The organism is Pseudomonas sp. 5P_5.1_Bac1, from assembly GCF_025466015.1.
Taxonomy (GTDB): Bacteria; Pseudomonadota; Gammaproteobacteria; order Pseudomonadales; family Pseudomonadaceae; genus Aquipseudomonas.
Genome location: NZ_JANLNX010000110.1, coordinates 204,641 through 224,832 on the forward strand (window position 1 = coordinate 204,641; position 20,192 = coordinate 224,832).

Consider the following 20,192-nt stretch of genomic DNA (forward strand, 5'->3'; position numbering starts at 1 on the left):
AGTCATGCCGTGCGGCGCAGTATCAGCAGATGGCGTTGGCCTTGGCAACCTGGAACGGTCAAGGCCTGCTCGCTCTCCACTTCGAAATCTGCCGGCAATGCTACCAGCTCATCGGCTGGATGCAGTCCTTTCATTGCCAGCCACTGTGTCTGGGAATCCCCCAGGTGCCGCGTCCAGTTAGTGAAATTTTCCATGCTGCTGAAAGCACGCGAGATGATCCCGGTGAATGGCTGCTCAGGTTGGAACTCTTCGGCCCGCTTGTGGATAACTGTCAGGTTGTCCAGCTTCAGCTCCAGTTTCACCTGGGTGAGGAAGCGGGTTTTCTTGCCATTGCTGTCCAGCACCGTGACCTGCTTCTCCGGATGCAGGATAGCCAACGGAATCCCCGGCATTCCCCCACCACTGCCAACGTCCAGCCAGCGGTCGCTGTGGATAAACGACATCACGCTGAGGCTGTCGAGCAGATGGCGAGACACCATCTCATCCGGATCGCGTACTGCGGTGAGGTTGTAAGCCTTGTTCCATTTGATCAACAAAGCCAGATAGGCCAGCAGTTGCTCCTGCTGCGCCTCGCTCAGCTCGAGCCCGAGTTGGCGGGCCCCTGTGGACAACTCATCGGCGTGTTTTGCGGTGACCATAGAACTCAAGCGCTTTGCTCCAGACCGCGGCCAGCGCCGCGTTTCTTCAGATGGATCAACAACAGGGAAATCGCCGCGGGGGTCACGCCCGGGATACGCGAAGCCTGGCCCAGGGTTTCCGGCCGCGACTGGCCGAGCTTGCCCTGGATCTCCTTGGATAGCCCGGAAATACCACTGTAGTCGATATCTTCCGGCAGGCGGGTGTCTTCGCTGGCACGCAGGCGAGCGATTTCTTCCTGTTGCCGGTCGATGTAACCGGCGTATTTGGTTTTGATCTCGATTTGCTCAGCAACCTGGTCATCCACATCGCTGCCACCGGTCACTTCCACGAGGCCGGCATAGTCGATTTCCGGGCGGCTCAACAGGTTGAGCAGGTTGTACTCGTGGCTCAGCGGGGTGCCGAATCGTTCGGCAACGGCGGTGCCCTGCTCGGTACCCGGGCGTATCCAGGTGGATTTCAGACGCTGTTCTTCACGCTCGATGCCTTCGCGCTTGGCAGTGAACGCCGCCCAGCGTGCGTCATCCACGAGCCCAAGTTCGCGGCCTTTTTCGGTAAGGCGCAGATCCGCGTTGTCTTCGCGCAGGATCAGGCGGTACTCGGCGCGAGAGGTGAACATGCGGTACGGCTCCTGGGTACCCAGGGTAATCAGGTCGTCGACCAATACGCCGATGTAGGCTTCGTCGCGGCGCGGGCACCAGCTTTCCAGGCCTTTCGCACGCAACGCCGCGTTGGCGCCGGCCAGCAATCCTTGGGCTCCGGCCTCTTCGTAGCCCGTGGTGCCATTGATCTGCCCGGCAAAGAACAGCCCGCCGATCACTTTGGTTTCCAGGCTGTATTTCAGGTCGCGCGGATCGAAGTAGTCGTACTCGATGGCGTAGCCCGGGCGAACGATGTGCGCGTTCTCCATACCGCGGATCGAACGCACGATCTGCAACTGCACATCGAACGGCAGGGATGTGGATATCCCGTTCGGATACAGCTCGTGGGTGTTGAGGCCTTCGGGTTCGATGAAGACCTGATGGCTCTGCTTGTCAGCGAACCGATGGATCTTGTCTTCGATCGATGGGCAGTAGCGCGGACCAATGCCCTCGATGACGCCGGAATACATCGGCGAGCGGTCGAGGTTGGACGCGATGATTTCGTGGGTCCGCTCATTGGTGTGGGTAATCCAGCAACTGACCTGCCGCGGGTGCATTTCCTTCGAGCCCATGAACGACATCACCGGGATCGGGGTATCACCTGCCTGTTCGGTCATCACCGAGAAATCCACAGAACGTCCATCGATGCGCGGTGGAGTACCGGTTTTCAGGCGACCCACGCGTAACGGTAATTCACGTAAGCGATGGGCCAGGGCGATCGCTGGCGGATCACCGGCCCGACCACCGGAATAGTTCTGCAGACCGATGTGGATAAGTCCCGCGAGGAAGGTGCCGGTGGTCAATACCACGGAGTCGGCGAAGAACCGCAGACCCATCTGGGTCACAACGCCGCGCACCTGATCCTGCTCGACGATGAGGTCATCGCAGGACTGCTGGAATATCCACAGGTTGGGCTGGTTCTCGAGAATCTCCCGGACCACCGCCTTGTAGATCGCGCGGTCGGCTTGCGCACGGGTTGCCCGTACGGCCGGGCCCTTGCGGTTGTTCAGAACGCGGAACTGGATGCCGCTCTTGTCTGTGGCCAGTGCCATGGCACCACCGAGCGCATCGATTTCCTTGACCAGGTGGCTCTTGCCAATACCACCGATAGCCGGGTTGCAGCTCATGTGCCCGAGGGTTTCCACGTTGTGGGTCAGCAGCAGGGTTTTGACACCCATACGTGCTGACGCAAGCGCAGCCTCGGTACCGGCATGGCCGCCGCCGATGACGATCACTTCAAAACGGGAAGGGAAATCCACCACGCACCTCGTGCCTGTTTCGGGAATAAAAAAGGGATAGCTGGCAAGTATAGGGACTTACCCCCTCCTAAAGGAACCTTTTGCACAAAATTTAACCAGCCTGTGGATGAATGGCCGGCAATAGAAATAACGAAGAAAACTTTATAAAAGCTTTGTTTTTATGTTTATTCTTAGTGCAGCACATATCTGTGGATAACGTTCTACAGCCCATATAGATCAATATGTACAGCGTTTCAAAACCCTGTTCATCACCACCCCTGGGGGCTATGGATAAGCGCCTTAAGCCTGTGGATTAAACTGCTATTTACCCACAGGCGAATTTATCTCCAGCCTTGAGGCCTAGTTATCAACGGAGCTGAAGGCGGGTTTTCCACAGGGCTTATTCCGGCATTTTGTGGACAAGCGGGCAGGCGAAAGCCCCAGGCAAGCCCGGAGTCTTCGTCAGTGGATAAGTGAAAGGTGCAGAAAGACGCTACAGCCGGGCCGTCAGATGCGACCCGGTCTGTGGATAAGAAGACTTATTTGCCGATGCAGAAGCTGGAGAAGATTCGACCCAGGAGGTCGTCGGAGCTGAATGCCCCGGTAATTTCACCCAAAGACTGCTGGGCCTGACGCAAATCTTCCGCCAGCAGCTCCCCGGCGCCTGCCAGGGTCAATTGCGCGCGACCGTGTTCGAGACTCGCGCTGGCCTGACGCAACGCCTCCAGATGACGCCGGCGGGCGCTGAAGCCACTTTCGGCGGTCTGTTCATAACCCATGCAGGCTTTGAGGTGTTCGCGCAGCAGATCCAGGCCCATATCGGGCGCTTTGGCGCTGAGAGTGATCGTGGCGTGGCCATCCGCACACTGTTCGATGCCAATCGACTCGCCCGTGAGGTCGGCCTTGTTGCGAATCAGGGTAACTTTGTCAGGCTGCGGCCGCTGATCGAGGAACTCCGGCCATAACGCAAACGGGTCGCAGGCCTCGGGAGCAGTGGCGTCCACGACCAACAGCACCCGATCGGCCTCTCCAATGGCCTTCAGCGCACGCTCCACACCGATTTTTTCCACATGGTCCTCGGTGTCACGCAGGCCTGCAGTATCCACAACGTGCAGCGGCATGCCGTCGATGTGGATATGTTCGCGCAGGATATCCCGGGTTGTACCGGCGATCTCGGTAACGATTGCCGCCTCGCGACCGGCAAGCATGTTCAGCAGACTGGACTTGCCCGCGTTGGGCCGGCCGGCAATCACAACCGTCATACCATCGCGCAACAAAGCGCCCTGCCCGGCTTCACGCATTACCAAGGCCAGATCTTCGCGGACCTGATCGAGCATGCCGAGGACATGGCCATCGGCGAGAAAGTCGATTTCTTCCTCGGGAAAATCGATGGCGGCTTCCACATAGATTCGCAGGCTGATCAGGCGCTCGGTGAGGTTATCCACACGGCGCGAGAATTCCCCCTGCAACGAACGCAATGCATTGCGAGCAGCCTGTGCAGAACTCGCCTCGATCAGGTCGGCGATGGCTTCCGCCTGCGCCAGGTCGAGCTTGTCGTTGAGAAAGGCGCGCTCACTGAATTCTCCGGGGCGCGCCAGCCGGCAACCCAGTTGTACACAGCGCTGCAGAAGCATATCCAGTACCACCGGACCGCCATGGCCCTGGAGCTCCAGCACGTCCTCGCCGGTGAACGAGTTCGGCCCGGGGAAGAACAAGGCGATGCCTTCGTCGAGAACCAGACCGTCTTCACTGCGAAACGGGCCGTAATGAGCATGCCGCGGGTTCAGTTGACGACCAGTGATCGCTTGGCCGGCCTGGCTGGCCAAAGGCCCGGAAATACGCACAATGCCCACCCCGCCGCGGCCTTGGGCAGTAGCGATGGCGGTGATGGTTTCACGACGGGAATTCATGGTCGGTGGCCTCGAAACAAAAACGTCAGATAGCAAAACGCCCCACGAGTGGGGCGTTTATCCACAGATTAGCTGGCTAACCTGTCAGGCAGCGGCCTTCTTGGTGGCTGCCTCGATTTTGCGGGTGATGTACCACTGCTGTGCGATCGACAGGCAGTTGTTCACAACCCAGTACAGCACCAGACCAGCTGGGAACCACAGGAAGAAGAAGGTGAAGATGATTGGCATCAGCTTCATCACCTTGGCCTGCATCGGATCCGGCGGAGTCGGGTTCAGCTGCTGCTGGATGAACATGGTTGCGCCCATGATGATCGGCAGGATGAAGAACGGATCCTTGATCGACAGGTCGGTGATCCAGAACATCCACGGTGCCTGACGCATCTCGACACTTTCCAGCAGTACCCAGTACAGCGAGAGGAAGACCGGCATCTGCACCAGGATCGGCAAGCAGCCGCCCAGCGGGTTGATCTTCTCTTTCTTGTACAGCTCCATCATGGCTTGCGACATTTTCTGCCGGTCGTCGCCATGCTGTTCTTTCAGGGCAGCCAGTTTAGGGGCCACGGCACGCATGCGCGCCATCGACTTGTAGCTGGCGGCCGAGAGCGGGAAGAACAGCAGCTTGATCAGCATGGTCAGGGCGATGATCGACCAGCCCCAGTTGCCGAGCAGGCTGTGGATATGTTGCAGCAGCCAGAAGATAGGCTGGGCGATGAACCACAGAATGCCGTAGTCGACAGTCAGTTCCAGACCTGGGGACAACGCTTTCAGCTTGTCCTGAATCTTCGGACCGGCGTACAGCATGGTGCTGGTTTCAGCCTGGGCACCCGTGGCCACGTTCAGCGCTGGGCCAGTGAAACCGATGATGTAGTTGCCTTGGCTGTCTTTGCGGGTTTGAACAATGTTGTTCTCACCGGACTTCGGAATCCATGCGGTCACGAAGTAGTGCTGCAGCCAGGCTACCCAGCCACCAGTCACATTTTCTTTCAAATTGCCCTTGTCGATGTCCTTCATGGACACCTTTTTGTAGGGCTCGGAACTTGTCCACAGGGCAGCGCCCAAGTAGGTGGCAGTGCCGGTAGCGGTCGACGACGACGGATCGGAACTTGCATCACGCTTCAATTGCGCGAACAGGTTACCGGTCCATGGCTGACCACTCTGGTTATCGATAAGGTAAGTGACGGTCAGGTCGTACTCACCGCGCTTGAAGGAGAAGCGCTTGATGTAGTTGACGCCGGCGTCGCTGAATTTCAGGTCGACGACCAGTTGGTCCTGGCCATCAGCCAGTTGATAACTTTTCTGTTCAGTGGCGTACAGCGGACGACCAGTCGAACGTGCATCCGGGCCATTGACGCCGGTCAGGCCACTTTGAGCCAGGTAAACACGCTCGTTGCCGTTGTCGAACAACTGGAACGGAATTTCAGGGTGGTCCTGACGGCGCGGGTATTTCGGCAACATCAGTTGCGCGATGTCACCACCGCTTGGGTCGATAGCCAGATCGAGAACATCGGTTTTGACCCGGATCAGGTCCTTGCTGACGACCACCGGAGCCAGTTCGGCTGGGCTGGATTCGCCGCTGGCGCTTGGAACATCAGCACTTGCGCTGTTGCCAGCATTCGGGGTGTCCGACAGAGACGGCGCGACAGTGTTGGCAGCAACATTCTGAGTCGGCAGGGCAGCCTGGCCGTAGTCCTGGTTCCACTTGAGGACCATGACATAGGACACGATTGCCAGGGCGGCGATCAGGATCGTGCGTTTAATATCCATGATTACTCGGCTATCGAAGAAGTACGGGAAGAAGGAACTGGCGGAACCGGGTCAAAGCCGCCGGCATTCCAGGGATGGCAGCGACCCAGCCGACGAACGGTCAGCCACCCGCCACGCAAGAGACCATGTTTTTCGATGGCTTCGTACGCATAGCAGGAGCAACTTGGGTAGAAACGGCAATGACTGGCCATCAATGGGCTGATGGCGTAACGGTAAAACTGGATCGGAACGAGTGCCAGTTTACGCATCTGGACGGTCCACCCCTACAGATTCGGTCTTGACCACTGGAGAGGGCCGACTACGAGCGAGTCGCTTCCAGAGCTTGCCAAAATGCTGGTGCAATTCCGGGTTTTCTATATCGCCAAGGCCTTTGCGCGCGACGATGACAATGTCCCAGCCGACCAGGATCTCCTGGTGAAGGCGAAACGAATCGCGCATCAAACGCTTCAAGCGGTTGCGTTGAACGGAAAGCTTGACGCTCTTCTTGCCGATCACCAAACCCAGGCGGGGGTGATCAAGGCCGTTCTCGCGGGCAAGGAGCAAGAGACTCTTGCCTGGCACCTTGCCTGATGGAGAGTCAAAGACCGCTTTGAAGTGTCGAGGGGTCAGCAGACGCTTTTCCCGACTGAAGTCCTGACTCACCACCGATGCCGAAAAATCAAACTGCCAGGCGCTTACGGCCTTTGGCACGACGGCGGGACAGTACGGCACGGCCGTTCTTGGTGGCCATACGAGCACGGAAACCGTGAGTGCGAGCGCGCTTGATGGTGCTTGGTTGGAAAGTACGTTTCATGGCGTGTTACCTGGTTCGTGACAACGGGCCGGAATGGCCCCCGTTTTAAGAGACCGGCGATTCTAGAGAAAGCAAGCTCGTAGGTCAATTTCCAACCAGCGTTTCCTTATAGGTAAAAAAACGGCGCGTTCCTTTCCCGTGAGATCACCTCACTCAGGGACATCGCGATTAAACATAGAAAAAAAGAGAAGAGGTATTTAAAGCTTTTCTGTAGAACTTATAAATCTTATACAGAGCATTTCTGTGGATAAAGCTCTACAGGCCTTTATTCACGTACTGTACAGAGATCTGAAACCCTGTCGGGAAACGGTGCTCTGGCTGTGCCGGACCCTCGGAAAAGCGGTGGATAAAATAGCAAGTTATCAACAGGCGAGTTATCAACAGGGTTCAGCCCCGACTTGTGCATAGTCCTCAGGTGCGGTTATCCACAGAGCTTATTCACACCGGGTAGATTGGATTTTGGTCAGTAAATGACTGATTTATCGCCTCTCTTGGGCCAGTCCCGTGTGGATAAGTGTGCGGTCGCCCGGTACAATGGCCGCTTGTTTTTGCCTCACTGGCCCTCACCGGCTTTCAAATTCAGGGGATATCCGTGTCAGTGGAACTTTGGCAGCAGTGCGTGGAGCTTCTGCGCGACGAACTGCCTACCCAGCAATTCAACACTTGGATCCGTCCACTACAAGTCGAAGCCGAAGGCGACGAGTTGCGCGTTTACGCGCCTAACCGTTTCGTACTCGACTGGGTCAATGAGAAGTACCTGAGCCGCCTGCTCGAGCTGCTGGGTGAGCACGGCAACGGCGCCGCTCCTTCGCTCTCCTTATTAATAGGCAGCCGTCGCAGCTCTGCTCCGCGTGCGGCGCCCAACGCGCCCTTGGCTGCGTCAGTCGCCGCGTCACAGGCGCAAGCTGCGGCCCAGGCCCGGCCAGCAGTGGCCAGCGAGCCAGTGAACAGCGCTCCAGCCGCTGCTCCTGTCGCGCCTGCTGTTGAGGACAGTCCTTCGCGGGATAGTTTCGATGCAATGGTCGAGGTGCCCGTCAGCGCACCGGCTGCCGGCAACGGACGTTCTGAACAGCGCACGGTGCAAGTCGAGGGTGCGCTGAAGCACACCAGCTACCTCAACCGTACGTTCACGTTCGAGAACTTCGTCGAGGGCAAGTCCAACCAGCTGGCGCGCGCTGCCGCGTGGCAGGTAGCGGACAATCCCAAACACGGTTACAACCCGCTCTTCCTTTATGGGGGCGTTGGCCTGGGTAAGACTCACTTGATGCACGCTGTGGGTAACCACCTGCTCAAGAAGAATCCCAACGCCAAAGTTGTGTACCTGCACTCCGAGCGCTTCGTCGCTGACATGGTCAAGGCGCTGCAGCTCAACGCGATCAACGAGTTCAAGCGGTTCTACCGCTCCGTGGACGCGCTGCTGATCGATGACATTCAGTTCTTCGCTCGCAAGGAGCGTTCGCAGGAAGAGTTTTTCCACACCTTCAACGCCCTGCTCGAAGGCGGTCAGCAGGTGATTCTCACCAGCGACCGTTATCCGAAGGAAATCGAAGGCCTGGAAGAGCGTCTGAAATCGCGCTTCGGCTGGGGCCTGACCGTAGCGGTCGAACCTCCAGAGTTGGAAACCCGTGTAGCGATCTTGATGAAGAAGGCTGACCAGGCAAAGGTCGACCTCCCGCACGACGCGGCATTCTTCATTGCCCAGCGCATCCGCTCCAACGTCCGGGAACTCGAAGGTGCGCTCAAGCGTGTCATCGCTCACTCGCACTTCATGGGGCGCGATATCACCATCGAGCTGATTCGCGAATCGCTCAAGGACCTGCTGGCGCTGCAGGACAAGCTGGTGAGTGTGGATAACATTCAACGCACCGTCGCCGAGTACTACAAGATCAAGATTTCCGATCTGCTCTCCAAGCGACGCTCGCGTTCGGTGGCCAGGCCTCGACAAGTGGCAATGGCCCTGTCGAAGGAACTGACCAACCACAGCCTGCCGGAAATCGGCGACGTTTTTGGCGGACGCGATCACACCACGGTGTTGCACGCCTGCCGCAAGATCAACGAACTCAAGGAATCCGACGCGGATATCCGCGAGGACTACAAGAACCTGCTGCGGACTCTGACAACCTGATGTCGGCGCAGCTTTTCAAGGCAAGGGACTAGACCATGCATTTCACCATTCAACGCGAAGCCCTGTTGAAACCCCTGCAACTGGTCGCAGGTGTCGTAGAGCGCCGCCAGACCTTGCCAGTACTGTCCAACGTACTGCTGGTGGTCCAGGGTCAACAGTTGTCGCTGACCGGTACCGACCTGGAAGTGGAACTGGTTGGCCGCGTCCAACTGGAAGAACCTGCCGAGCCGGGCGAGATCACGGTTCCTGCGCGCAAGCTGATGGATATCTGCAAGAGCTTGCCCAACGACGCTCTGATCGACATCAAGGTCGACGAGCAGAAACTCCTGGTGAAGGCCGGCCGTAGCCGCTTCACCCTGTCGACCTTGCCGGCCAATGATTTCCCAACTGTGGAAGAAGGCCCAGGCTCGTTGACCTGCACCCTGGAACAGAGCCGTCTGCGTCGACTGATCGAACGCACCAGCTTTGCCATGGCGCAGCAGGACGTCCGTTACTACCTCAACGGTATGCTGCTGGAAGTATCCACAGGCACCCTGCGCGCCGTAGCCACCGACGGTCACCGTCTGGCCATGTGCTCGATGAGCGCTGACATCGGTCAGGCTGATCGCCATCAGGTCATCGTGCCTCGCAAAGGTATCCTCGAGCTGGCGCGCCTGCTGACCGAACCAGACGGCACTGTCAGCATCGTGCTGGGCCAGCACCATATCCGCGCAACTACTGGCGAATTCACCTTCACCTCGAAGCTGGTCGACGGCAAGTTCCCGGACTACGAGCGCGTTCTGCCAAAAGGCGGTGACAAGCTGGTGCTGGGTGATCGTCAGGCGCTGCGCGAAGCGTTCAGCCGCACCGCGATTCTTTCCAACGAGAAGTACCGCGGGATCCGTCTGCAACTGGCCGCTGGCCAATTGAAGATCCAGGCGAACAACCCGGAGCAGGAAGAGGCTGAGGAAGAAATCAGCGTCGACTACAACGGCGGCTCGCTCGAGATCGGTTTCAACGTCAGCTATCTGCTGGACGTACTGGGCGTCATGACGACCGAGCAGGTTCGTCTGATCCTTTCCGACTCCAACAGCAGTGCGCTGCTGCAGGAAGCGGGCAACGACGACTCTTCTTATGTCGTTATGCCGATGCGCCTGTAATTGCCCAGACCTGTCTAGATGTCCCTCAGTCGTGTCTCTGTCACCGCGGTGCGCAACCTGCACCCGGTGACCTTCTCACCCTCCCCGCGAATCAACATTCTGTACGGCGATAACGGCAGCGGCAAAACCAGCGTGCTGGAAGCCATTTATCTGCTGGGGCTCGCTCGTTCATTCCGTAGCACTCGTCTGAATCCCGTCATTCAGTATGAACAGCCCACGTGTACGGTCTTCGGCCAAGTGGCGTTGGAGAATGGCGCCTCAAGCAATCTGGGTGTTTCGCGGGAGCGGCAGGGTGACTTCACCATCCGTATCGACGGGCAGAACGCTCGCGGTACCGCCCAGTTGGCGGAAATCCTGCCGTTGCAATTGATCAATCCAGACAGTTTTCGCCTGCTTGAAGGTGCGCCGAAAATCCGCCGGCAGTTCCTCGATTGGGGAGTGTTCCACGTGGAACCTCGTTTTATGGGGACTTGGCAGCGCTTGCAGAAGGCACTTCGGCAGCGAAACTCGTGGTTGCGGCATGGTACACTTGACGCTATTTCCCAAGCGGCTTGGGACCGGGAATTGTGCCTGGCCAGTGCGGAAATCGACGAATATCGCCGTAATTACATCAAAGCGTTGAAGCCTGTTTTCGAGCAAATCCTCAGCGAACTTTTGGAACTCGAAGGGCTTACCCTGAGTTACTACCGCGGATGGGATAAAGACCGAGAGCTGAGTGACGTTCTCGCGGCCTCCGTCCAGCGCGATCAGCAGATGGGACATACCCAGGCGGGTCCACAACGTGCAGATTTGCGCCTCAGATTGGGCGCCAACAATGCCGCGGATATTTTGTCGCGCGGCCAGCAAAAGCTGGTGGTCTGCGCATTGCGTATCGCCCAGGGACACCTGGTCAGCCAGGCACGTCGCGGCCAATGTATTTACCTGGTGGATGACCTGCCGTCCGAACTGGACGAGCAGCACCGTCGTGCACTTTGCCGCTTGTTGGAAGACTTACGCTGCCAGGTTTTTATCACCTGTGTAGATCACGAATTACTGAGGGAAGGCTGGCAGATGGATACGCCGGTTGCTTTGTTCCACGTGGAACAGGGCCGTATCACCCAGACCCACGACCATCGGGAGTGAAGGCATGAGCGAAAATCAAACGTACGATTCCTCCAGCATTAAAGTGCTGAAAGGGCTGGATGCCGTGCGCAAGCGCCCCGGTATGTACATTGGCGACACTGATGACGGCAGCGGCCTGCACCACATGGTGTTCGAGGTGGTCGACAACTCGATCGACGAAGCCCTCGCCGGCCACTGTGACGACATTACTGTAATCATCCACACGGATGAATCCATCACCGTACGCGACAACGGTCGCGGCATTCCGGTTGATGTGCATAAAGAAGAAGGTGTTTCCGCCGCAGAGGTCATCATGACCGTACTGCACGCCGGCGGTAAGTTCGACGACAACTCCTATAAAGTTTCCGGTGGTCTGCACGGTGTAGGTGTTTCGGTAGTAAACGCCCTGTCCGAAGTGCTGACCCTGACTGTTCGTCGTAGCGGCAAAATCTGGGAGCAGATCTACGTCCACGGTGTTCCACAAGCTCCGATGAAAATCGTTGGCGACAGTGAAACCACCGGCACCCAGATTCACTTCAAGCCTTCGGCTGAAACTTTCAAGAACATTCATTTCAGCTGGGACATCCTGGCCAAGCGGATTCGTGAACTGTCGTTCCTGAACTCTGGCGTTGGCATCCTGCTGAAAGACGAGCGCTCGGGTAAAGAAGAGGCCTTCAAATACGAAGGCGGCCTGCGTGCATTCGTTGAGTACCTGAACACCAACAAGACTCCGGTGAACCAGGTGTTCCACTTCAACGTCCAGCGTGAAGATGGCGTGGGCGTCGAGATCGCCCTGCAGTGGAACGACAGCTTCAACGAAAACCTGCTTTGCTTCACCAACAACATTCCTCAGCGCGATGGCGGTACTCACCTGGTGGGCTTCCGTTCTGCGCTGACGCGTAACCTGAACAACTACATCGAGCAGGAAGGTCTGGCCAAGAAGAACAAGGTCTCGACCACCGGTGACGATGCCCGTGAAGGTCTGACCGCGATCATTTCGGTCAAGGTGCCGGATCCGAAGTTCAGCTCGCAGACCAAAGACAAGCTGGTCTCCTCCGAAGTGAAGACGGCTGTCGAGCAGGAGATGGGCAAGTACTTCTCTGACTTCCTCTTGGAAAACCCGAACGAAGCCAAGGCTGTGGTCGGCAAGATGATCGACGCTGCGCGCGCTCGTGAAGCTGCCCGTAAAGCGCGGGAAATGACTCGCCGTAAAGGCGCGTTGGATATCGCCGGTCTGCCGGGCAAATTGGCGGACTGCCAGGAGAAAGACCCTGCCCTTTCCGAACTGTACCTGGTGGAGGGTGACTCCGCGGGTGGCTCGGCCAAGCAAGGTCGTAACCGCAAGACCCAGGCGATCCTGCCACTGAAGGGTAAGATCCTCAACGTCGAGAAAGCACGTTTCGACAAGATGATCTCGTCCCAGGAAGTGGGCACCCTGATCACCGCATTGGGCTGTGGTATCGGCCGCGATGAGTACAACATCGACAAGCTGCGCTATCACAACATCATCATCATGACCGATGCTGACGTCGACGGTTCGCACATCCGTACCCTGCTGCTGACCTTCTTCTTCCGTCAGTTGCCGGAGCTGGTCGAGCGCGGCTACATCTACATCGCCCAGCCGCCGCTGTACAAGGTGAAGAAAGGCAAGCAGGAGCAGTACATCAAGGACGACGAGGCCATGGAAGAGTACATGACCCAGTCGGCCCTGGAAGACGCAGCCCTGTACCTGAACGAGTCTGCTCCGGCGATCTCCGGCCCTGCGCTGGAAAGCCTGGTTAACGAGTTCCGCTCGGTAATGAAGACGCTCAAGCGTCTGTCGCGTCTGTACCCGCTGGAACTGACCGAGCACTTCCTGTACCTGCCGGCCGTTTCGCTGGAAGATCTTTCTGACCACGCGAAGATGACCGGGTGGCTGGACAAGTTCAAAGAGCGCCTGAGCACCAGCGAGAAGTCGGGCCTGCTGTACAAGGCCAGTCTGCGTGAAGACCGCGAGCGCAACGTGTGGCTGCCGGAAGTGGAAATCACCTCCCACGGCCTGGCGAGCTACGTCACCTTCAACCGTGACTTCTTCGGCAGCAACGACTACCGCACCGTCACCGCACTGGGTGCACAGCTCAGCACGCTGCTGGACGATGGCGCCTACGTTCAACGCGGTGAGCGCAAGAAAGCCATCAGCGAGTTCAAGGAAGCACTTGAATGGCTGATGAACGAAAGCACCAAGCGTCACACCATCCAGCGCTACAAAGGTCTGGGTGAGATGAACCCGGATCAGTTGTGGGAAACCACCATGGACCCAAGCGTGCGTCGCATGCTCAAGGTGACCATCGAAGACGCAATCGCGGCTGACCAGATCTTCAACACCCTGATGGGTGATGCGGTCGAGCCACGCCGTGAGTTCATCGAGAGCAACGCGTTGTCGGTGTCCAACCTCGACTTCTGATTGTTCCACGTGAAACAAAAAGCCCGGCGAAAGCCGGGTTTCTTGTTTCTGGGGTTTATCAATTCAAAGCCAAAGTTCGCGCAAACGTCGAGGTAAGATGCGTTCACTCACCCTGTTCATCGATGGTCGGCCGTAGTGACCTTTCTGGAGAATGGATAATGCTCATCGCCGGCAATCTGTATGTGGAAGCGCTGTTCGACAGCACGACCTGGACCATCAGCTATCTGGTCATGGACACCGAAACCAGACACTGCGCATTGATCGACAGCGTGCTCGACTACGACCCGAAGTCCGGGCGCACCGACACTCACAACGCTGATCGTCTGATTGACCGCATAAAAGCGCTGGGCGCTAGCGTGCAGTGGATTCTGGAAACTCACGTCCACGCCGATCATCTTTCCGCGGCGGCGTACCTGAAAAAGGTCCTCGGCGGACAACTGGCAATCGGCAGCCGGATCACCCAGGTGCAGAAGACCTTCGGCGCGCTGTTCAACGCCGGGCCCGGCTTTGCTCGCGATGGCAGCCAGTTCGATGTGCTGTTCGACGACGAGGCCACTTTTGCCATTGGCGGTTTGCAGGCCCGTGCCTTGCACACCCCGGGGCATACGCCGGCCTGTATGACCTTCCTGGTGGAAGCCGCCGGCGAGACCGTGGCCTTCGTTGGCGACACCCTGTTCATGCCTGACTATGGCACCGCCCGCTGCGACTTTCCCGGCGCCGACGCACGCGTGCTGTACCGCTCGATCATGCGCATCCTCGCCCTGCCCGACGACACCCGACTGTTCATGTGCCACGACTACTTACCCGGTGGTCGCGAGTTGCGCTACATGACAACGGTTGCGGAGCAGCGTGCCAGCAACATCCATATTCACCAAGGCATCAGCGAGGACGAATTCGTCGCCATGCGCCAGGCCCGTGACGCAACCCTGGAGATGCCGGTGCTGATGCTGCCGTCTGTGCAGATCAACATGCGCAGCGGCCAGTTCCCCGAGCCTGAGGACAACGGCGTGAGCTACCTGAAGATTCCCCTGGCCGGTGAGCCGTAGTCATGATGGAACATGAGTTGCTCGGTGCCGGACTGGGCGCGGTCATTGGCTTGATCCTGGCGCTGACGGGTGCCGGTGGAGGAATCCTTGCCGTGCCGCTACTGGTCTTCGGACTTGGTCTGTCGATGGTCGAAGCAGCACCGGTGGGCTTGCTCGCCGTGGGACTGGCCGCTGGCGTGGGCGCGATACTGGGCTGGCGCCAAGGGTTGGTGCGTTACCGGGCGGCGTTCTTTATCGCCGGGCTCGGCTGGTTGGCAGCGCCCTTCGGTTTCTGGCTGGCGCATCAACTGCCCAACGCGCCGCTGGCGTTGGGATTCTCGGCGGTGCTGGTGTATGCCTGTGGACGGATGCTTCTAAGGGCCCGACGCGAGCTACGTGGCGAGTCGCCCTGCGCTAATCGACAGATACAACCTTGCGTCCTCAACCCGCAGCAGGGGCGGTTGCGCTGGACCCTGCCCTGCGCCCGGGCACTCGCCTTTACCGGATTGCTCGCTGGATTGCTGTCCGGGTTGTCAGGCGTGGGCGGCGGATTCGTCATCATTCCCGCCTTGGGTCGCTACACCAACCTCGACATGAAAAGCATGGTGGCCACCTCGCTGGCGGTGATCGCCCTGGTCTCCAGCGGCAGCGTGCTGACGGCCAGCTTCAGTGGTGTGATGCCTTGGGCGGTCGGCGCGCCGTTTGCCGTGGGCGCGCTGGCCGGTCTGCTCGCTGGACGCCAGATCGCCCACCACCTGGCCGGGCCGCGCCTGCAACAGGGGTTCGCGCTGGTCGGGATCGGGGCTGCGGTGTTGCTGGCGTTCAACACCTTGCTGCACTGAGCTAGTCGGCCAACAGTTCGCCCTGCTCTTGCGCGCACAGCGCCAGCAGGTAGTCCCAGACTACCCGCAGGCGCACCGACTTGTGCAACTCGCGGCGTGTGCTGATCCAGTAGCTGCGCTGGATGGTTTCGCTGGGCAGGATACGCACCAGCCCTGTGTCGTGCCGGGCCATGTAGTTGGGCAGCACGGCGATGCCCAGCCCGGCGCGCGCCGCATGCTGCTGGGCGATCACGCTGGTGCTGCGGAACACAACGTTCGGCGCCCGGCAGAAGCTGTGCAGAAACAGCAGCTCCTGGCTGAACAACAGGTCGTCGACGTAGCCGATCCAGGTGTGCCGAGCCAGGTCTTCGCGGCTGTTCAGCGCGGGAGCGCGGGCGAGGTAGTCGGGGCTGGCGTAGAGCGCCAGGCGGTAGTCGGTGAGCTTGCGGGTGATCAACAGGTCGGCGTTGGGTCGCTCCAGGTGGATGCTGATTTCCGCCTCGCGGTTGATGATGCTGACAAAGCGCGGCACCGCCACCAGCTCCACTTCCAGTCCCGGATACCGGTCGAACAGGCTGCCCATGCGCGGCGTGAAAAACATGATGCCGATGCCTTCGGTGACCCCCAGGCGGATCTTGCCCAGCGGGGTGATGGCCTGGGTGATTTCTTCCTGGGCCAGCAGCGCGACGTTCTCCATCGCCTCGGCATGCTTGAGCAGGGCCTGGCCGGACGGCGTCAGTTCATAGCCCTGGGCATGCTGGACGAACAGCGCGGTGCCCAGGCTCTGCTCGATATTTTCGATATGCCGGGCCACGGTACTGTGGGTGGTGTTGAGGCGTTTGGCGGCGGTAAGCAGGCGGCCGCTGCGCTGTAATTCGAGAAAAAACCGCAGATCATTCCAGTCGAACATTGGCTGTCCCTGTTAACCGCAGGCTTGCCGGCGTTGTGTTTAAACGCACAGCGGTTGAGTGAAAACGAACGTTTTCATCTCGAAAATAATCAATAACACTGAAGGAAGACAAGAATAAAAATCAGGCGCGAGGTCTTCATGCCATCAGCCGATCATTCCTACGACTACGTCATCGTCGGTGCCGGTCCCGCGGGTTGCCTGCTGGCGAACCGGTTGTCCGCCGATCCCTCCTGCCGCGTTGCCCTGCTCGAAGCCGGTGGCCGCGACAACTACCCCTGGATTCATATCCCGGTCGGTTATCTCTACTGCATTGGCAATCCCCGCACCGACTGGTGCTTCAAGACCGAATCCCAAGCCGGCCTCAACGGACGCAGCCTGGGTTATCCACGGGGCAAGGTGCTCGGCGGTTGTTCCTCGATCAACGGCATGATCTACATGCGCGGGCAGTCCGGCGACTATGACCGCTGGGCCGACGAGGGCAATCCCGGCTGGGCGTGGAAGGATGTGCTGCCGCTGTTCAAGGCGAGCGAGCGTCACTACGCCGGCGCCAGCGAGGCGCACGGTGCTGAGGGTGAATGGCGGGTCGAGCAGCAGCGTTATTCCTGGGCGATCCTCGACGCGTTTCGCGAGGCGGCCGCGCAACAGGGGATCGCCAGCGTCGATGACTTCAACGGCGGCGATAACCAAGGCTGTGGATATTTTCAGGTCAACCAGAAAGCCGGCGTGCGCTGGAATGCCTCCAAGGCGTTTCTCCGGCCGATTGCCCACCGCACCAACCTGAGCGTACTGACGGGTGTCGACGTGGACCGTGTGCTGCTGGAGAACGGTCGTGCCTCTGCGGTGCGCGCACGGTGGCAGGGGCAATGGCAGAACTTCGACGCGCGCCGTGAAGTGATCCTGTGCGCCGGCTCCGTCGGTTCGCCGGGAATCCTCCAGCGTTCCGGCATCGGTCCGCGGCCACTGCTGGAGCGCTTGGGCATTGGCGTGAACCACGAGCTGCCGGGCGTCGGCGGCAACCTGCAGGACCATCTGCAACTGCGGCTGATCTACCAGGTCGACAATGTCCGCACCCTCAATCAGGTGGCCAACACGCTCTTCGGCAAGATGGGCATGGGCCTGCGTTATCTCTATGACCGCAGTGGCCCGCTGGCCATGGCGCCGAGTCAACTGGGCGCGTTCGTGCGTTCAGGTCCGGAGCAGGCTTCGCCGAATCTCCAGTACCACGTTCAGCCGCTGTCGCTGGACCGCTTTGGCGAGCCGTTGCACCGCTTCGCCGCCTTCACGGCGTCGGTGTGTAACTTGCGCCCGCTCAGCCGCGGACGTGTGGATATCCGCTCGGCGGACCCTGCCGACGCGCCATTGATCGACCCCAATTACCTCAGCGCGCCGGAAGACCTGCAGGTCGCCGCCCAGGCCATCCGCCTGACCCGCAACATCGTCCAGTCCCCTGCCCTCGCGCCCTTCTCGCCGCGCGAGTACCTGCCGGGACCGACGTTGCAGAGTGACGAAGACCTGTACGCCGCTGCCGGCCAGATCGGCACCACCATCTTCCACCCGGTGGGCACCTGCCGCATGGGCAGCGGTCCACTGGATGTGGTCGATGCGCAATTGCGAGTTCACGGCATCAATGGCCTGCGGGTTGCCGATGCGTCGATCATGCCGAACATCGTTTCCGGCAATACCTGCTCACCCACCTTGATGATCGCGGAAAAGGCCGCGCAACTGATCCGCCAGGGCCATGAGGCCGTCAGCACCCGCAGTGACCGCACGAAGATAGCGACGCCCTGAGCCTTGCGCGGGGCGGCGTGGCAACAGTGACACCGGCAGCAGTCGACCGGTGTCGACAGTGGACAACAACAATAATCACTGTGCCCCAACGTGGGCCGAGGACAGCACGATGTCGGACACCCTTCAGCAACAGAGCGCAACCACGACGGCCAGCAGCCGCCGCGAAGAGCGCAAGATCATTTTCGCGTCATCCCTCGGGACGGTTTTCGAGTGGTATGACTTTTTTCTCTACGGGGCGTTGGCCGCGGTCATCAGCAAGCAGTTCTTCGCCGGGGTCAACGACACCACGGCGTTCATCTTTGCGCTGATGGCATTTGCCGCCGGGTTCCTGGTCAGGCCTTTCGGTGCCCTGGTGTTCGGGCGGCTGGGAGACATGATCGGCCGCAAGTACACCTTCCTGGTGACCATCGTGCTGATGGGCCTGTCGACCTTCGCCGTGGGCTTGCTGCCGACCTACGCCAGCATCGGTATCGCCGCACCGATCATCCTGGTAGTGCTGCGCATGCTCCAGGGCCTGGCGCTGGGCGGTGAGTACGGCGGCGCGGCGACCTACGTTGCCGAACACGCCCCGCACGGCAAACGTGGTTTCCACACAGGCTTTATCCAGTCCACCGCGACCCTCGGCCTGCTGCTGTCGCTGCTGGTGGTGCTGGGCAGCCGCTACATCAGTGGCGACCAGTTCGAAACCTGGGGCTGGCGCCTGCCGTTCCTGCTGTCCATCGTGCTGCTGGCGATCTCCACCTGGATCCGCATGAGCATGCATGAGTCGCCGGCCTTCGTGAAAATGAAGGCCCAAGGCAAGATCAGCAAGTCGCCGATCCGCGAGTCCTTCACCTCCTGGCCGAACCTCAAGGTCGTTCTGACGGCGCTGTTCAGCATCAACGCCGGTCAGGCGGTAACCTTCTACACCGCGCAGTTCTACGTGCTGTTCTTCATGACCCAGATGCTCAAGATGGACCCGGCCCAAGCCAACACCCTGCTGATCATCAGCGTGGTGATCGGCGCGCCGTTCTTCGTTTTCTTCGGCTGGCTGTCGGACCGGATCGGGCGCAAGCCGATTCTGATGCTTGGCCTGCTGCTCGCCACCCTGCTCTACTTCCCGCTATTCAAAGCGCTGAGCCACTACGCCAACCCGCAGATCGACACCGCCAGCCGTCAGTCGCCGATCGTGGTGATGGCGGATCCCGCCGGCTGCACCTTCCAGTTCGACCCGGTGGGCAAGGCGCGTTTCGACAGCCCGTGCGACAAGGTCAAGACGTTCCTGGTCAAGCAGGGCCTGCCGTACAGCTCGCAATCGGTGCCTGCCGGCAGCAGCGTGGCAGTGATGGTGGGTGAGCTGCGCATCGAGGGCTTCGACGAGGCCGCGATGCGCGCCGCCATCGAGAAGGCTGGCTACCCGTCTAAAGCGGACGCCAGCAGCGTCAACCAGCCGATGGTGGTGCTGCTGATCGTGGTGATGATCCTGATCGCCACCATGACCTACGGACCGTTGGCTGCGGTGATGGTCGAGCTGTTCCCGACCCGCATCCGCTACACCTCGATGTCCCTGCCCTACCACATCGGCAACGGCTGGTTCGGCGGTTTCCTGCCCACCGTATCGTTCGCCCTGGTGGTGTACACCGGCGATATTTTCTACGGGCTTTGGTACCCGGTTCTGATCACCGGAGTCAGCCTGGTGGTGGGGCTGTTCTGCCTGAAAGAGACCCGAGACGTAGACATCGACAAGGTGTGAATAACAGGCACAAAAAAACCGGCGTAAAAGCCGGTTTTTTTATTCCGCGAAAAAACTTATGCACGATTTACACGAAACAGTCATACATAGAAATATGTAAGTAGATTAATGAGTTAGCGCGTTTTT

At 59.4% G+C, this 20,192-nt stretch carries 16 protein-coding genes; 8 read left to right on the plus strand and 8 right to left on the minus strand.

The window, feature by feature from the left end; all coding sequences use genetic code 11:
• Positions 1-2 precede the first annotated feature (2 nt).
• From rsmG to rpmH, 7 genes are all read right to left on the minus strand, one after another.
• Positions 3-647: a 16S rRNA (guanine(527)-N(7))-methyltransferase RsmG gene (gene rsmG / locus NTD82_RS25425; RefSeq protein WP_095159120.1), complete on the minus strand. Its 645-nt coding sequence runs from the start codon at positions 645-647 to the stop codon at positions 3-5.
• A complete protein-coding gene (mnmG, locus tag NTD82_RS25430; RefSeq protein WP_110969851.1) occupies positions 644-2,536 on the minus strand; it encodes a tRNA uridine-5-carboxymethylaminomethyl(34) synthesis enzyme MnmG in 1,893 nt (630 codons plus the stop codon). Before mnmG ends, rsmG begins: the two co-directional genes overlap by 4 nt.
• A 518-nt stretch (positions 2,537-3,054) precedes the next feature.
• Positions 3,055-4,425, minus strand: coding sequence for a tRNA uridine-5-carboxymethylaminomethyl(34) synthesis GTPase MnmE (gene mnmE, locus NTD82_RS25435; protein ID WP_262130743.1), 1,371 nt, complete (start codon positions 4,423-4,425; stop codon positions 3,055-3,057).
• A gap of 84 nt (positions 4,426-4,509) precedes the next feature.
• Positions 4,510-6,189, minus strand: a complete 1,680-nt coding sequence (yidC, locus tag NTD82_RS25440; RefSeq protein ID WP_095159117.1) for a membrane protein insertase YidC — start codon at positions 6,187-6,189, stop codon at positions 4,510-4,512.
• 2 nt (positions 6,190-6,191) lie between these two features.
• Positions 6,192-6,437 carry a membrane protein insertion efficiency factor YidD gene (gene yidD, locus NTD82_RS25445; RefSeq protein WP_095159116.1) on the minus strand — a complete coding sequence of 82 codons (246 nt, stop codon included), beginning with the start codon at positions 6,435-6,437 and terminating at the stop codon, positions 6,192-6,194.
• Positions 6,430-6,834, minus strand: coding sequence for a ribonuclease P protein component (rnpA, locus tag NTD82_RS25450; RefSeq protein WP_218241378.1), 405 nt, complete (start codon positions 6,832-6,834; stop codon positions 6,430-6,432). Before rnpA ends, yidD begins: the two co-directional genes overlap by 8 nt.
• Before the next feature lie 13 nt (positions 6,835-6,847).
• Positions 6,848-6,982 carry a 50S ribosomal protein L34 gene (rpmH, locus tag NTD82_RS25455; RefSeq protein WP_002551315.1) on the minus strand — a complete coding sequence of 45 codons (135 nt, stop codon included), beginning with the start codon at positions 6,980-6,982 and terminating at the stop codon, positions 6,848-6,850.
• Positions 6,983-7,574: 592 nt separating this feature from the next.
• Between rpmH and dnaA the strand changes: the two genes are divergently transcribed.
• The 6 genes from dnaA (at position 7,575) to NTD82_RS25485 (ending at position 15,657) form a co-directional block, all read left to right on the plus strand.
• Entirely contained in the window at positions 7,575-9,107 is a 1,533-nt protein-coding gene (gene dnaA / locus NTD82_RS25460) for a chromosomal replication initiator protein DnaA (RefSeq protein ID WP_095159115.1), read from the plus strand.
• 35 nt (positions 9,108-9,142) lie between these two features.
• Positions 9,143-10,246 carry a DNA polymerase III subunit beta gene (gene dnaN / locus NTD82_RS25465; protein WP_042121660.1) on the plus strand — a complete coding sequence of 368 codons (1,104 nt, stop codon included), beginning with the start codon at positions 9,143-9,145 and terminating at the stop codon, positions 10,244-10,246.
• An 18-nt stretch (positions 10,247-10,264) separates the two neighbouring features.
• Positions 10,265-11,368, plus strand: a complete 1,104-nt coding sequence (gene recF, locus NTD82_RS25470; protein ID WP_095159114.1) for a DNA replication/repair protein RecF — start codon at positions 10,265-10,267, stop codon at positions 11,366-11,368.
• Between the two features lie 4 nt (positions 11,369-11,372).
• Positions 11,373-13,790: a DNA topoisomerase (ATP-hydrolyzing) subunit B gene (gene gyrB, locus NTD82_RS25475; protein ID WP_095159113.1), complete on the plus strand. Its 2,418-nt coding sequence runs from the start codon at positions 11,373-11,375 to the stop codon at positions 13,788-13,790.
• 158 nt (positions 13,791-13,948) lie between these two features.
• Positions 13,949-14,836, plus strand: coding sequence for an MBL fold metallo-hydrolase (locus NTD82_RS25480; protein ID WP_262130744.1), 888 nt, complete (start codon positions 13,949-13,951; stop codon positions 14,834-14,836).
• Between the two features lie 2 nt (positions 14,837-14,838).
• Complete coding sequence (locus tag NTD82_RS25485) at positions 14,839-15,657, plus strand: sulfite exporter TauE/SafE family protein (RefSeq protein WP_262130745.1); 819 nt, start codon at positions 14,839-14,841, stop codon at positions 15,655-15,657.
• A 1-nt stretch (position 15,658) separates the two neighbouring features.
• Here NTD82_RS25485 and NTD82_RS25490 read toward each other — a convergent pair whose 3' ends face one another.
• On the minus strand, positions 15,659-16,546 hold the full coding sequence (locus tag NTD82_RS25490; protein ID WP_095159110.1) for a LysR family transcriptional regulator: 888 nt from the start codon (positions 16,544-16,546) through the stop codon (positions 15,659-15,661).
• 138 nt (positions 16,547-16,684) lie between these two features.
• Between NTD82_RS25490 and NTD82_RS25495 the strand changes: the two genes are divergently transcribed.
• Together NTD82_RS25495 and NTD82_RS25500 are read left to right on the plus strand one after the other, a co-directional pair.
• Positions 16,685-18,334: a GMC family oxidoreductase gene (locus NTD82_RS25495; RefSeq protein ID WP_262130746.1), complete on the plus strand. Its 1,650-nt coding sequence runs from the start codon at positions 16,685-16,687 to the stop codon at positions 18,332-18,334.
• A gap of 109 nt (positions 18,335-18,443) precedes the next feature.
• Positions 18,444-20,066 (plus strand): MFS transporter, encoded by a 1,623-nt coding sequence (locus NTD82_RS25500; protein ID WP_262130747.1) that lies wholly within the window; start codon positions 18,444-18,446, stop codon positions 20,064-20,066.
• Positions 20,067-20,192: the final 126 nt, after the last annotated feature.

Excerpts from the sequence above, each read along its gene's own strand:
- mnmE (WP_262130743.1), bottom strand. The coding sequence starts at position 4,425 with ATGAATTCCCGTCGTGAAACCATCACCGCCATCGCTACTGCCCAAGGC.
- yidC (WP_095159117.1), bottom strand. The coding sequence starts at position 6,189 with ATGGATATTAAACGCACGATCCTGATCGCCGCCCTGGCAATCGTGTCC.
- yidD (WP_095159116.1), bottom strand. The coding sequence starts at position 6,437 with ATGCGTAAACTGGCACTCGTTCCGATCCAGTTTTACCGTTACGCCATC.
- rpmH (WP_002551315.1), bottom strand. The coding sequence starts at position 6,982 with ATGAAACGTACTTTCCAACCAAGCACCATCAAGCGCGCTCGCACTCAC.
- dnaN (WP_042121660.1), top strand. The coding sequence starts at position 9,143 with ATGCATTTCACCATTCAACGCGAAGCCCTGTTGAAACCCCTGCAACTG.
- recF (WP_095159114.1), top strand. The coding sequence starts at position 10,265 with ATGTCCCTCAGTCGTGTCTCTGTCACCGCGGTGCGCAACCTGCACCCG.
- gyrB (WP_095159113.1), top strand. The coding sequence starts at position 11,373 with ATGAGCGAAAATCAAACGTACGATTCCTCCAGCATTAAAGTGCTGAAA.
- NTD82_RS25480 (WP_262130744.1), top strand. The coding sequence starts at position 13,949 with ATGCTCATCGCCGGCAATCTGTATGTGGAAGCGCTGTTCGACAGCACG.
- NTD82_RS25485 (WP_262130745.1), top strand. The coding sequence starts at position 14,839 with ATGATGGAACATGAGTTGCTCGGTGCCGGACTGGGCGCGGTCATTGGC.
- NTD82_RS25490 (WP_095159110.1), bottom strand. The coding sequence starts at position 16,546 with ATGTTCGACTGGAATGATCTGCGGTTTTTTCTCGAATTACAGCGCAGC.
- NTD82_RS25495 (WP_262130746.1), top strand. The coding sequence starts at position 16,685 with ATGCCATCAGCCGATCATTCCTACGACTACGTCATCGTCGGTGCCGGT.
- NTD82_RS25500 (WP_262130747.1), top strand. The coding sequence starts at position 18,444 with ATGTCGGACACCCTTCAGCAACAGAGCGCAACCACGACGGCCAGCAGC.